The organism is Vibrio sp. Vb0349, assembly GCF_033338975.1.
Map to the genome: position 1 here is coordinate 39,687 of NZ_JAWOTS010000005.1, position 14,552 is coordinate 54,238.

General features: G+C 46.2%; 9 protein-coding genes. 4 read left to right on the forward strand and 5 right to left on the reverse strand.

Features of this window, described 5'->3' with window-relative positions; translation table 11 throughout:
* Nucleotides 1-41: 41 nt before the first annotated feature.
* The 3 genes from R7Q47_RS07940 to R7Q47_RS07950 form a co-directional block, all read right to left on the reverse strand.
* A complete protein-coding gene (locus tag R7Q47_RS07940; RefSeq protein WP_318088890.1) occupies nucleotides 42-1,433 on the reverse strand; it encodes a 6-phospho-beta-glucosidase in 1,392 nt (463 codons plus the stop codon).
* Nucleotides 1,434-1,624: 191 nt separating this feature from the next.
* A complete protein-coding gene (locus R7Q47_RS07945; RefSeq protein WP_318088892.1) occupies nucleotides 1,625-2,752 on the reverse strand; it encodes a conjugal transfer protein TraF in 1,128 nt (375 codons plus the stop codon).
* Between the two features lie 213 nt (nucleotides 2,753-2,965).
* A complete protein-coding gene (locus tag R7Q47_RS07950) occupies nucleotides 2,966-5,038 on the reverse strand; it encodes a sensor histidine kinase (RefSeq protein ID WP_318088894.1) in 2,073 nt (690 codons plus the stop codon).
* A 171-nt stretch (nucleotides 5,039-5,209) separates the two neighbouring features.
* Between R7Q47_RS07950 and R7Q47_RS07955 the strand changes: the two genes are divergently transcribed.
* Entirely contained in the window at nucleotides 5,210-6,559 is a 1,350-nt protein-coding gene (locus tag R7Q47_RS07955; RefSeq protein WP_206954825.1) for a sigma-54-dependent transcriptional regulator, read from the forward strand.
* Between the two features lie 43 nt (nucleotides 6,560-6,602).
* On the opposite strand, the gene R7Q47_RS07960 is transcribed toward R7Q47_RS07955, so the two are convergent.
* Nucleotides 6,603-7,811 carry a GGDEF domain-containing protein gene (locus tag R7Q47_RS07960; protein ID WP_318088897.1) on the reverse strand — a complete coding sequence of 403 codons (1,209 nt, stop codon included), beginning with the start codon at nucleotides 7,809-7,811 and terminating at the stop codon, nucleotides 6,603-6,605.
* Between the two features lie 103 nt (nucleotides 7,812-7,914).
* A complete protein-coding gene (brnQ, locus tag R7Q47_RS07965) occupies nucleotides 7,915-9,225 on the reverse strand; it encodes a branched-chain amino acid transport system II carrier protein (RefSeq protein WP_318088899.1) in 1,311 nt (436 codons plus the stop codon).
* An 836-nt stretch (nucleotides 9,226-10,061) separates the two neighbouring features.
* On the opposite strand from brnQ, the gene R7Q47_RS07970 reads away from it, so the two are divergent.
* The 3 genes from R7Q47_RS07970 to lhgO all read left to right on the forward strand — a co-directional run bounded on the left by R7Q47_RS07970 (nucleotide 10,062) and on the right by lhgO (nucleotide 14,519).
* On the forward strand, nucleotides 10,062-11,072 hold the full coding sequence (locus R7Q47_RS07970; RefSeq protein WP_005374185.1) for a TAXI family TRAP transporter solute-binding subunit: 1,011 nt from the start codon (nucleotides 10,062-10,064) through the stop codon (nucleotides 11,070-11,072).
* Between the two features lie 88 nt (nucleotides 11,073-11,160).
* The gene (locus R7Q47_RS07975) at nucleotides 11,161-13,284 is read left to right on the forward strand and encodes a TRAP transporter permease (protein ID WP_009705104.1); all 2,124 of its coding nucleotides are present in this window, start codon (nucleotides 11,161-11,163) and stop codon (nucleotides 13,282-13,284) included.
* Between the two features lie 8 nt (nucleotides 13,285-13,292).
* Nucleotides 13,293-14,519: an L-2-hydroxyglutarate oxidase gene (lhgO, locus tag R7Q47_RS07980; protein WP_318088901.1), complete on the forward strand. Its 1,227-nt coding sequence runs from the start codon at nucleotides 13,293-13,295 to the stop codon at nucleotides 14,517-14,519.
* Nucleotides 14,520-14,552 lie beyond the last annotated feature (33 nt).

Genomic DNA, 14,552 nt, shown 5'->3' on the forward strand with positions numbered 1-14,552 from the left:
TAGGCGAATGCCTAGTTGCACTTTGTACCTAAACAACAGGCTTAGCTTTTCAATGAACCGCCTGAAGTACGAATCACGTCTTGATACCAGAAAAAGCTTTTCTTACGTTTACGTTCTAGCGTTCCTTGCCCATCATCATGACGATCGACATAGATAAAGCCGTAACGTTTGCTCATCTCAGCGGTTGAGTTCGCGACCAAATCGATTGGTCCCCAACTGGTGAAGCCCATCAGCTCAACGCCATCCAAAATTGCTTCATGTGCTTGTACAAGATGGTCGTTCAAGTAAGCGATGCGGTAATCATCTTGAATCTCACCGTTTTCATCGATTTCATCACGTGCACCTAAGCCGTTTTCTACGACGAACAGTGGCTTTTGGTAGCGATCGTGAAGGAAGTTCAGCAGAACGCGAAGGCCTTTTGGATCGATCAACCAACCCCACTGGCTCTTTTCAAGGTATGGGTTTGGTACGCTATCGACAATGTTACCCACTTCCTTCTGTTTCGGATCCGCACTTGCACAGCCACTTGCGTAGTAGCTGAATGAGATGAAATCGACACTTGCCGATGCAATTTCTTCTAAGTCGCCTGCTTCCATCTGAATTTCGATGCCGTTTTCACGGAAGTAACGCTTCATGTAGCCAGGGTACTGACCACGTGTTTGTACATCACCGAAGAACAACCACTTGTTGTTTTCATGCATTGCAGCAAGCACGTCATCAGGGTTACAGGTGTATGGGTAGTTGATTGCGCCAAGCAGCATGTTACCAATCTTGCCGTTGGGTACGATTTGCTGACACAGTTTTACCGCTTTTGCGTTGGCGACTAGTTGGTGGTGAATCGCTTGGTAAATCTCTTGTTCACTGGCGTCTTCTTGCAAACCAACACCAGTAAATGGTGCGTGTAGAGACATGTTGATTTCGTTGAACGTTAACCACAGCTTCACTTTGTTTTTGTAGCGTTCCAGCACGGTGCGGGCATAACGTTCGAAGAATTCGATGACGCGACGATCGCCCCAACCGCCATAGTTTTCAACCAGTGCGTAAGGCATTTCGTAGTGAGATAAAGTTACGAAAGGTTGGATGTTATGCTCGGCAAGTTCGTCAAAAATTTTATCGTAGAACGCCAAACCTTCTTCGTTAGGTTCTAGTTCGTCCCCGTTAGGGAAGATGCGGCTCCATGCCAAAGAGAGACGCAGACAGTTAAAGCCCATCTCTTTGAACAGCGCGATGTCTTCTGGGTAGCGATTATAGAAGTCGATCGCCACGTCTTTGATACCCGGTGTACGTTCTTCACGGGTTTGATGCGGACTCAAAATACCGTTTGGCAGTATGTCTGATGTCGATAACCCTTTACCCCCAAGGTTGTACGCCCCTTCTACTTGGTTTGCAGCAATGGCACCACCCCAAAGAAAATGTTCAGGAAACTTAATCATGTTTCTCACTCTTTATATTTAGGAAATGTTTGTGGATTTATTGCTTGAGAATAGTGTAGGAGACACCTCGATACTTGTATCGAGATCGTATTTTTATCAGTTCATCACCAAACGTCAGTAATGATAAACATTGATATATAGGATGGTTGTTAACAATGCCAACCTAAGTGAATTTAGATTGGCATTCATATTCAAAACGTAAATGCTAAATTCGCCGCCGCGCCAAACTGGTTATCGCCAGCGTAAGAGCCAGCGAGGTCTAAACTGATCACATCAAAAGGACTGATGCCAATGCCACCTGTCACTGAGTTATCGAGATTATTTTCTAGGTCAATTTCATAACCAGCGCGAAGTTGTGCCCACCCCCAAGCATTCCCCTCGATACCGACACGAATAAACTGAGTGTCATCGTCGAGCTCTTTAAAGCGCTTTTGTTTGGTGAGATCGGCGTCTAAGCTCAGAGCTACATAGTTCCCGACATAACCGATGCCAACTGTCGCTTGTGTTGTGAGTTCGTAGGTATAGTTGCCCAGTTTTGTTTCAATATCTTGCTCGAAGACGTCTTTTAATGAAAGGCCTGCTCTAAATGCGTTGTGATACCAAGCGACCCCAAGATCCATATTGAAAGTATTCTTTGATACTTCACTTTTGTCGTAATCCTCGATATCAAAGTCGTCTAGTGTTGTACGTTGTGTGTAGGTTTTAAGTTGTTGGTATTTTGGTGTAATACCAAATGCGAATTGTTGTTCGCCTATAGTGTAAGCACGAGATAGAGCAATACCATATTCCACATTACCGAAAGCAGCTAGGTTAACGGCAGAATTGAGGTATCGATCTGCGGTGTTTGTTGAATCTGAGATATCGGGTGCAGCAAGTATCTCCACATAACCAGTGCTAAACAGGTTTACAGACATGTAGCGCGTCGGAATAGCAATTGCGAGGCTTAGCCCTCCGTTAATGACAACTGGGACGCTCTTATCCAACTGATCGAGGAGGCGATTAAGCTCGGCCTCGTTCGCTGGAGTAGGAATGCCCTGAATACTATCATAAAGGTCTTGGGCGTCATCTACGGCTGACAACGCTTCATCCTCGTCGTGGATATTGACCCCGACAGCCGGAATGAGCAGACCGATATCATCATTTTCTCGATAGAGGGCACCCAAGGCTGGGTTATGTAGGGGCGCGGTCAAATAGTCAGCAGAAACGACGCCTGTATTTCCCATACCATGACTTCGAGCGTCGGCAGCGTAAGGTGCAGAAAAAGCGTGAGGTGATAATATAAAAAGCGCTCCTGTTGCAGCAAAAGTTATTTTTCTCATAACGCATCCATTCTTACTTTTAAATAATTACTTATCATTAAATTAGACGGTGGGAGCTAAAACTGGTGTCAACCACCAAAAATTGCTCTGATGAATGGTATGTGGCGATTCATCAAGTTAAGCGTAGGTTAGGCAACTCGCTTTATAAAGTTGAACAGGATTTATATTGCTCTCTTATTGAGAGAAAAGGATTGATAGATGGGAGAAGTTAGGTCAGCTTCGGTGAGGAGCGAGTTTAAATACTAAGATGAAGGACATTCCTTCAGTAGTGTTGAGCTGTGCGCTGACTTTCCCTTGCATATCACGCATATTGTTGGCTGTAATCGCTAAACCTAGCCCCAATCCTTCCCCAATTTTCTTTGAGGTTTGGAATGGCTCGAACATGGATTCAAGCATCTCATCCGACACGCCGCAGCCATTATCACTGACGATCAGTTCGACCTGATTACCGGTTGGGTTGACGATCAAGCTGAGCTGCGGGTTGGTGGTGTTGTTCATTGCGTCTAGCGCATTCGAGACAAGATTACCGAGCACCTGAAGCAGTCGTTGTTCTTCACCCATGATATTAGGTAAGTCATGAGGAACACGAACACGCACATCCACTTTGTCTAATTGGGATTGATAAACGCGTAAGGTCTCTTCGAGTGCGGAGGTAAGAGAAATTGCTTGTAGGCTTTCTGGTTTGTTATAGGCGAACGTCTTTAACTGGCTAGTCATGCTTGCCATGCGATCAATCAGCTTCTGTACTAATACGTTGTTGGCTTTCATCATCGCGGTTTCACCGCGCTCTGCTAGCAGCTCGTTCGTGGTGAGCAGGGTACGCAAGCCCGTCAGCGGCTGATTGAGTTCATGAGTGATCGCGCTCGACATGCGACCCAAGGCGGCCATTTTGCTCGATTCAATCAACTGGCTTTGCGCCTCTTTTAGTGCTTGAGTTCGCTCTTCAACCCGTTGTGCCAGTTCTTGGTTGACCTGTTGCAGTGACTGTTCGGCTTTTTTCCGCTTGCTGATGTCGATGATCGTTGCAAGGAAATACTGCTCGCCATGCCAAGGGAAACTGGTTAGCGAGAACAGGACAGGGAAGACGCTTCCATCGCTGCGTCTGGCAATGGTTTCGACCGTACTGATCTCTGCGAGCTCTTTATGTTTAGGTAAGTCCTTGAGCAACTTAAGTGTGGTGGAATTAGGATTGCCTGCATCGAATAACTCCCAAGCAAAAGCGTGTCGATTGACGCTTTCTGGTAAACAGAACAAACGCTTCGCCATTGGGTTGAGATCGAACAGTTGTCCTTGTTCATCAATCAATAGCAAACCAACGTGGGTTTTATTGATCATCTGTTTCAAGCGGCGTTGAGACTCTTCCAACAGGGCTTGAATTCGCTGTTGATTGATGTGCTTTTGGCGACGTTGTAGACCAATGATGACGAGTAATATAACCAATAAGAGTAGCGCTGCTACGCTCCAACCAATTACGTTGATGGTTTGCTGAATCGGCTTAGAAGGGGTGAGGTAGCTTACGTACCAATTCAAATCATCCAATTTTACGGTGTGCGCAAAATAGCGTTGCTGATTGAGCGTCCACACACTGATATTGGTGTTGTCGTATAAGCGCTGCGTTTCTAACTGAACGGTGTTGCTCGGTTCGTTAAACCAGTCAGCGTTATAGAGCGAGCTGCTCGATAGGAAAAAGCGTTGCTGGCGATTTTGCAACGTAATGATGTCTTGGCTAGTAATAGTCTGTTCGGTCAATAAGCTGAGGTTGATTTGCACCACCACAATGCCTGCTATATCCAGACCGTCGTAGATAGGGGCTGCAAGATAATACAACGGACTCGAACCTTTGGTTTTGTTCACCAAGGAAACACCGCCGCCTTGATTGTGAATTTGTTCCACAATGGCTTTTCGGTCAGATAGGCTAAAGCGCTCTTCGATTAAACTCGAGACCAATACTTCGCCAGAGTTAGACAGGATTAGCCAACCTTCCGTATTGGCGGCTTTATCTAGCTGAGTCAGTTGGGTTTGCAACGGTTCGTAATAAGTCCGGTTTCCTTTCACAAACGCGATGGTTTCCGGGTTATTGGTGACAAGGTAAGGCAAGTGATAGAAGCGTTTGAGTGCACGGCGAACTTCACCGATATAGTCGAGCAGTTTTTGTTGAGCTTCGGTTTGAGTTTGTACGCTCAACCATTGACGAGCAACCTCTCTGCTGGCGCTATAACAAGACAACATCAGCACTGCTGCAATTACGACCACAAGCCACGTTTTGCCATTCCTTTTGCGCTGCATACTGACTCCGTTCAGCTAGTGCGTTCTCACCGAGAGTCATTAAAGAGTGCGCCTAACTGGTTGGATGTTAAAGACTTGTAAGCAAGAAGTGAGATCTAGCTCCTTTTCTCCTCAGTGGTTTTTGCTACCGTTAGCAAAGAGCGATTTCTATTCCACCTACGGTAGTAACTCATGGCTTTTGACGACACCCCTAAAATTGCACTTATCGAAGACGATGACATTGTTCGTCAGGCTACCAGTCAGTGGCTGCAACTGGCGGGGTTCGACGTGACCGCATTCAGTTTAGGAGAAGAGGGGAAAGCGGCCATTCTTAGCCAAGAATTTGATGCGATTGTCAGTGATGTTCGCCTGCCGGACACCGATGGTTTGTCGATACTAGAAAGCCTGATTGCCAATCACATTCCAACGCCGGTTATCTTGATCACCGGACATGGTGACGTTGACATGGCTGTCGGGGCGTTACAAAACGGTGCGTTCGATTTTATCGAGAAACCTTTCCAACCTGAGCGCTTATCTCAACGTGTGACCGAAGCGGTCGAGAGTTATCGCGCACAAACGTCTACTCAAGATCGTCAAGAGTACCTTTCTAGCGTTAGCGGCTTAGAAGAAGTGTTGATTGGGCGAAGCCGAGTAATGCGACAGCTTAGAGAACAAGTTGCCAAGTTAGCGCGCATTGATACCAATGTGATCATTTACGGTGAAACAGGTTGTGGTAAAGAGCTGGTGGCGACCAGTTTGCATAATGAAAGCCAACGTAGATCCCATCATTTTGTGCCAATCAACTGTGGCGCTATTCCTGAGAACTTGTTTGAAAGTGAGCTGTTTGGGCACGAAGCGGGGGCATTTACCGGAGCGGGTAAAAAGCGCATTGGTAAGTTGGAATACGCGGATAAAGGCACCTTATTCTTTGATGAAATCGAGAGTATGCCGCTGTCCATGCAGGTGAAAGTCTTGCGTTCATTACAGGAACATACGGTTGAGCGCGTTGGGGGTAACCAACAGATCTCGGTTGATTTAAGAGTGATCGCCGCCGCGAAAGAAGATCTCAATGATCATGACGAGTTTCGTCAGGATTTGTACTATCGTCTTAATGTGGCGCAGATCTATTTGCCACCGCTACGTGAGCGAGAAGAAGATGCGTTGATCTTGTTCGAACACTTTGCTCTGAAAAGTAATCCTGAGAGTCGTCCGCTGAGTGAAGCCGATAGAAAGGCCGTTCTTGCTTACTCTTGGCCCGGTAACGTACGTGAGCTTAGGAATGTAGCGATGCGTTTTGCATTGGATGAAACCGTCTCCGTGATGGAAATTCTGTCCAGTCGACCATCCTCAACAACCGAAGAGACGCATGCAGGCGTGCCGTTGGCGATTCAGCTACATAACTTTGAACGTAAGGTGCTACATGATTCTTTAGTTAGGCATCATGGACGCATCAATGAGGTGATGCAGGAGTTGGATTTACCACGTCGAACCCTTAACCAAAAGATGCAGAAGTTTGGTTTGAATCGCTCCGACTATACTTAGTGCGATTTCTAGCTAATTCGAAATTACTGGCATAACAAACACGTTATGCGCTTTTGGCTGGAGCTGGGACAAACTTATAATTTAGGTCTTTCCCTTCTCCAAACAAGGTAACGAGGTTCCTTCCAGTATGTTTAGAGCTATATAACGCTTCGTCTGCTTCAGCAAGCGCCTCTTGAAGTGATTGCCCCTCAGATAACTGACTGATACCAAAGCTAATGGTCACTTCAGTTTTAAATGATTGCAAAGCGGTTTCAGTTTCGACCGCAAGGCGAATTTGCTCTGCGAAAATTTTGGCTTGCTGTGCTTTTTCGAGCAAAACAATCATGAACTCGTCACCACCAAATCGCACAATGCAGGCTGACTCAGGAAGATGCTTTTTAAAAATAGTGGAGATCGTTGCCATGACGGAGTCGCCAACCGTGTGACCATAGTGATCATTAATCGCTTTGAACTTGTCTACATCAGTCATAATAATGCTGATTGCTTGGCTTTTTTTATGTGCTTTACTAACCAAGTTTGGAACGATTTCTTCCATGGCTCGACGATTATATAGCCCTGTGAGTGCATCTAAATGAGAGAGATCATTAATGGATTGCACCAAGCGTCCGTTAATTAACCACAGCATACTAAAGCTCAAAGCAACGATCAGGCAGATGCTAAATAAGAAAGTCAGCTGATGGATAAGGCCTGCGACCATAAAGCTTGGTAACTCACCTGAAAAAGTACTCCAAAGCGCCCTAAATCCCATAAAAAAACTAAATCCAAAGAAAGAGTAAGCCATTGCTTTAACAGGGAGCTTTAAGTCCTTTTGGATACCTTTAAGCATAGCGACACCACTAAAGAAGGTGACGATACAAATATACATGCTCAGATAAATAATACGGCTTTTGATAGAAGGATCATGGAAGGTGAAATAGTAAAATGAACCACTGAAAACAGGTGTTAACAAGGTGAGACAGTGAGCCAATTTTAAAGGGTATTGACGAAAAATGCTTACGCTATATAGCGTAAGCAAGAAGCCGACTAATATGAGAGTGTTGGCTATGACGATGGTCAGCCAGTCTGGCGCAGAGCCTCTAAAGCCAAGTAAAAAAGGGCCTAAACCAATAAACAGTAGTGATATCGAGAAGGTTTTTAAGCCTTTGACTCTACCCTGAGTGTATTGATAACAAAGCAGACTAATAGAGTAAATGCAAGAGAACAGAATAACGATAAAGTTCAGTGTTCTGATGTCTAGATACTGATTATCCATAGGCGACCCATATCAATCTTTCATTCAGGCAACTCCTTTGCCTGATATCAATAAGCGAGCTACATAGTAACGCACTTATTGAGCGATGTCTTATGTTAAACGGCTATTCATTCACCAGCTTGAATTGTTCGGTTTGGTTGGTTTTCGTCGTAAACAGCAGACCAACAATCATCATAAATACGCTAGGCACAATCCAGCTAGCAAAGTCATTGTACAGAGGCATGTAATTACCCATCCACTCATCAGTGGAACTTGGCATGTAACCTAGGATGTGCAGCGCATCAACACAACCAAACGTTAGAGCAGTGAATGCGGTCACGACCACCATGATTTGCGACATCTTGTTGCGCACTGGAGCCATGATCATCAACGCAATCGCTACTGGGTGAAGCGCCACAACCGCTGGTAATGTGATAGCCAATAGTTGCTCCAGACCTACGTTGGCGATCAAACCAGCCAATACCATGGTCGTGATAACGCAGCCTTTGTAGTTCACTTTGCTGAAAGTGTTGTCGTAGAACTCACTGCCTGCGGTGGTTACGCCGATAGCAGTAGTCAAACACGCCAATACCATCACGGCACCTAGTAATAGTGAACCAAATGCGCCGAAGTGGCTGAAGGTGAATGCCGTTAAAATGTCGCCACCATTGCTGAACTCAGAACCCAAGTATGAGCTTGTCGAGCCAATATAAGCCAATGAGATGTAAACAAATGCCATGGCAACCGCGTACATTAAAGCTGCAATTAGTGTGTATTTTGCGGTGGCTTTCGGGCAATCCACACCCATGCTGCGAATCGCGCGGAAGATAATCCAGCCAAAACCGATAGAGCCTAGCGCATCCATGGTCATGTAGCCTTGGGTCAAGCCTTCAGCAAATGCGCCAGATACGTATGGTCCCGTTGCGGCAGTTAGCTCTCCTGCAGGAGAAACCAAAGCCGTCACAGACATGATGATTAAGATCGCCATCAAGGCAGGCGTTAAGATCTTGCCTAGGTTGTCGACCAGTTTGCCCGGATATAGCGCAAACAAAATGGTGATAGCACAGAAGGCAATAGTGAAAGGAACCAAAGCAGCATCACCAAACATTGGCGCAAAGCTGAATTGGTAAGCCACGGTAATCGCACGTGGGATTACGAACGCAGGGCCAATCACAATAAATACCATCACCCAAAAACTGGTCGCCAAAGGTTTAGGTAGGGCGGCGGTTAATTTGTCTGAACCGTTTACGATAGCCACCATCACCAGTGCCATCGCAGGCAGACCTACACCCGTCAAGAGGAAGCCAGACATCCCGCTCAGAAAGTTTTCACCTGCTTGGTAACCCAAAAATGGAGGGAAGATCAGGTTACCCGCGCCTAAGTACATGGCGAAAGTCATGAAGCCCAAAGCGGCGATATTGCGTGCGCTTAACATTGTTATTCCTCTTATGTTTCGCTTGGAAGAAACTGAAAGGAATGGGAGGAGTATGTGGTGTTCCCGTCAGCTTCTTCTCAAGCTGACAGAAAGTTTAGATATAGCCTGTCAGCTCTGAATCAGTTCCAGAGAGAGCAGGAGGATCGCAGCAGCAACGCCAGATGGGCGTTTTAAAGCGAATTGTAATTGCGCAGTTGCTGACATGGGTGATCCTTAAAGACGAAAAAATACCAAGGAATATGTTTGCCTTGGTGTGTTGTTACACTAACGAACATAGGGCCATTGGCACAACCCCGAAGTAGAAAATAAGTTGATACGGTCAATGTTTGTTTCTGAACTGGTGGATCGAGCTGCTTTTTAAATTCAAAATTAGAATAAATGACTTTTCATTTCTGTAACATGGCTTTCTTTGCTGTATTTTTGTGCTATTTGTAGTCGTTTAGGCTATAAACCTCAGCTGATAAAGTAAGCAGTGTAGAATGATGCGCTTTTTGTTCTTATTGTTAAAACGCTCACTAGTTGCAGTTCAATCCAAAATCACGTCGGCAAAATATTGCTTATTAGCGAATTAGGCATTTGTTTCGTGTTGATCACATTTTATTAACCTTTTGCGATCTAGGCGTGCAACCTTCTCCTCTTCAATGAGCAAGATCTTGCTCATTACTTTGCTATCAAATCAGCATGATTTTGCTCATTTTTGATGTCTTTCAGTACTTAGTTCAATAAATACAAAGGGTTAAAAGTTGGCATTTCAATTGCTCTAGGGAATGTGTTGTTAATGAAGGTTTAACATGATGTAAATCCCCAATCGTGAAACGACTACACGGAGAGTAATAATGAAAATGAATAAGCTGGTAAAAGCTTTGGCTGTCGCTGTGACTTCTTTTGGTATTGCTGCTAACGCTGCGGCAGAAGATCGTAGCTACATTCTTGCAACGGCATCGACAGGTGGTACTTACTACCCTGTGGGCGTAGCGTTGGCGACGTTAAGCAAAGTGAAGTTGGCACCAAAGCACCACTTCTCCCTTTCTGCAATCAGCTCTGCGGGCTCTGGTGAAAACGTCAAACTGCTGAACGAAAACGAAGCACAGTTCGCGATTCTACAAGGTCTTTACGGTGCATGGGCTTGGTCTGGCGAAGGTCCTTATGAGAAAAGCGGTCGCCAAGAGCAGCTGCGTTCAGTCTCTATGCTGTGGCAAAACGTTGAGCACTTTATTGTTCGCTCTGACTTAGCAAAAACTGGCACGGTGACTGACCTGAACAACCTAGATGGTAAGAAGTTCTCTATCGGTAAGAAGAACTCTGGTACTGAGAACTCGGGTCGCCAAATCATGAAAGGTCTGAAGGTCGACCCTGATAAATTCAATCTTGCTTACATGGGTTACGGCGGCAGTGCGAGCGCACTTCAAAACGGCACCATTGACGGCATGAACACGCCTGCGGGTGTACCTGTTGGTGCGGTCACTCAAGCTTTTGCTGCGTTGGGTAAAGACATTTCGATCCTTTCGTTTACTGACGAGCAAATCAAAGAGGCGAACGGCAACTACAACCTATGGACGAAGTACGAAATTCCTGCGAACACGTATCCAGGTCTAGATAAGCCGATCACTACCATTGCACAGCCAAACTTCTTGGCAGTTCGTGAAGATATCTCGGAAGAAGACGTTTACCAGCTAACCAAAGCAATTTACGAGAACCTGCCTTTCCTACAAGGCATCCACAAAGCAACAAAAGCAATGGCGATTGAGAAAGCGATTGCTGGCTTGCCAGTGCCTCTTCACCCAGGTGCGGCGCGTTACTACAAAGAAATGGGCATCGAAATCCCATCAGACTTAATGGCGAAATAACGCCAACTTCGCCCCGAGTTTTGGCTCGGGGCATTTTATCCCTACCGATTTCTAAGATGGAAAAAGCCGCCAGAGCTTGGAGTATGAGATGAGCGACTCAATAGAAAAGGAATTGCAGAAGTTTGAGCTGCCCACGCGCACTGATTTTCCGTGGGTAACCACCACAATTACAGTGTTTGGCGTGGTGTTGTCTGCTTTGCACATTTGGTTTAATACCTTATCGACGTTACCAGAGTTATGGATTTCCGCGACCCACTTTGCTGGCTTTGCGGTGATTTGTGCGCTTTGGTATCCGGCTCATATCTCTCTTAAGCAGAGTAAGATTGCACTCGGCATCGATGTGTTAATTGCTATGGGCGCGGTCGCGTGTTTGCTCTACATTCCCTATGCCGAAGATGCGCTGTATGAACGCGGTGTGAAGTTCGTGACCAGCGATTGGGTCTTCGCCATCATGGCAATCCTGATTGTGATTGAGCTGATCCGACGCACCATGGGTTGGTTTATTCCAGTGCTGATTGTGGTGTGTTTAAGCTACGTTGTGCTTTGGGGTAAGTGGGCGACAGGTATTTTCCACTTCCCGGGTTTGAGCATGGAAACCTTGCTCTACCGTAGCTTCTATTCTTCTGAGGGCATGTTTGGCTCTATTTCGCGCATCAGTTGGACTTTCGTATTCATGTTCATTCTGTTTGGTGCGTTTCTTGTGCGCTCTGGTGTCGGTGATTACATCATCAATGTGGCACGTGCTGCGGCTGGCAAAATCATTGGTGGTCCCGGTTTTATCGCAGTGATTGGCTCGGGATTGATGGGCTCAGTATCTGGATCTAGTGTGGCAAATACGGTTTCAACTGGTGTTATCAGTATTCCTTTAATGCAAAAAGCAGGTTTTCCTTCGCGCTTTGCGGCGGGGGTTGAAGCTGCAGCGTCGACAGGTGGTCAGTTGATGCCACCAGTGATGGGGGCGGGTGCTTTCATCATGGCGTCTTACACGCAAATTCCTTATGTCGATATCATCGCAGTTTCTTTCATTCCTGCTCTTATTTATTTCTTATCTGTTGCGTTCTTTGTGCGTATCGAAGCCAAACGCAGCGGCGTTCAAAAAATCACGACCAGCGATGAATCTCTATTGAAAGTGCTGATCAGCGGTTGGCACAACCTTATCCCGCTGGCGGTGTTGGTTACTTTGTTGGTTCAAGGCTTTACGCCAACTTACGCTGCTGGCTTGTCGATCATTTCTGTGGTGGTGGCTTCTTGGTTCTCAAAAGATCACAAGATGGGACCAAAAGCGATCATCGAGGCACTTTCACAAGGTGCGAAAAACATGGCGACAACCGCCGTATTGCTGGTGGGTATTGGTTTGGTGATCAACGTGATCAGCACAACGGGTATCGGCAACACGTTCTCATTGATGATCGATGGTTGGGCGAATGGTGACTTGTTCATCATGATCGTTCTGATTGCACTCGCTTCTCTTGTTTTGGGTATGGGTTTACCTGTGACAGCGGCGTATATTGTATTGGGTACACTGTCTGCCCCTGCGCTTTACAAGTTGATTGCGGAAAACCAACTGCTTGAATTGATGGTGTCAGGTCAATTGCCTGAACAAGCAAAAGCGATCTTCATGTTAGCGGCGCCAGAAAAGCTGGAACTGCTTAATGCACCAATGGCGTTGGAAACCGCGAAAGAAATGGTGGCGCTAGTACCTGCGGACTTTATGGAAACCCTACTAGAGCAAAGTTTGGGTATGGAAGCGGTAGGCTTGGCATTGCTGGCTGCTCACCTCATCATCTTTTGGTTATCGCAAGACAGTAACGTTACACCACCAGTGTGTTTGACCGCTTTTGCAGCAGCAACCATCGCCAAAACACCACCGATGCGCACTGGTTTGATGGCGTGGAAAATCGCCAAAGGTTTGTATCTTGTACCGCTACTTATTGCCTATACAGGCTTGGTCAGTTGGGATGTGACGTCGGTAATTACCGTAGGCTTCTTTGCCATCATCGGTACCTATGCATTGATTGGTGCGATTGAAGGCTACTTGGAAGGTCCTCTAAACATTCTGACTCGTCTCTTGTTGGTAGTGGTGGGTACATTGCTGGTTTGGCACGACATCCCAATGTTGGTTCGTGTGGCAAGCTGCGCGGTATTTGTCGCGGTGTTCATTTACAGTGGTCGCAAGTTCAAATTGCAACAATCTCAACTATCGGTTTTATAAGAGGTCGTATGAAATCAGTCTATGACTACATTATTGTCGGTGGCGGTATCGTCGGCGTATCGACAGCATGGCAGCTGCAACAACGTCACCCAGACAAATCCATTTTATTGGTTGAGAAAGAGTCCGGTTTTGCCAAGCACCAAACCGGACACAATAGCGGTGTGATTCATGCTGGGGTGTACTATGCTCCGGGCAGCTTAAAAGCCGACTTTTGTAAGCGTGGGGTAGAGCGAACCATTTCGTTCTGTGCTGAGCACGATATTCCGGTGGAGAACTGTGGCAAGTTGTTGGTTGCAACTAATGAGCAAGAAGTCGAACGCATGAATGCCCTCTATGAGCGCTGCCATGTCAACGGCATCGACGTAAAGCTACTCGATGAAGTTCAACTCAAACTGGCTGAACCAAACATCACAGGCTTGGGCGCGATTTATGTCAAAACCACCAGTATTGTCGATTATCGTTTGGTCACTGAGCAGATGGCGGAAGAATTCAAAAAACTCGGCGGTCAAATCAGCTTGAGAACCAAAGTGGTGGCTGCCGAAGAGAAGGACGAGGAAGTCCAACTGACCTGCATTTCAGACGGTCAAACGATGCAGCTTAATACTAAGTTCTTGGTTACTTGCAGCGGCTTGATGGCGGATCGCATGACTAAGATGATGGGTATTCCAACTGACTTTCAGATCATCCCTTATCGTGGTGAATACTACCGCTTAGATAGCAAACACGACCAAGTGGTGAATCATCTTATTTATCCAATTCCCGACCCTGACTTGCCATTCTTGGGCGTCCATCTGACTCGCATGATTGATGGCAGTGTGACCGTAGGTCCAAATGCGGTGCAAGGCTGGAAGCGAGAAGGGTACGACAAGGTTAACTTCAGCTTGCAAGATACCATGCAAATGCTCAGTTTCTCCGGTTTCTGGAAGGTGACACAAAAGCATCTAAAAACCGGATTGGATGAGTTTAAGAACTCGTGGTGGAAGCCGGGCTATCTCAAGCTGGTCAATAAATACTGCCCAAGCATCAAGGCAGACGATCTCAAACCATATCCAGCGGGTATTCGTGCGCAAGCGGTGTTATCCGACGGAACCTTGGTTCATGACTTCTTGTTTGCCGAAAGCGCAAGAAGCTTACACGTTTGCAACGCCCCCTCTCCTGCAGCGACATCTGCAATGCCTATTGGAGAGTACATTTGCGATAAAGTGAATGAGAAGATAGAAGCGAAAACGGTATAAAACAAAGGCGACGTAACTGTCGCCTTTGTTTTA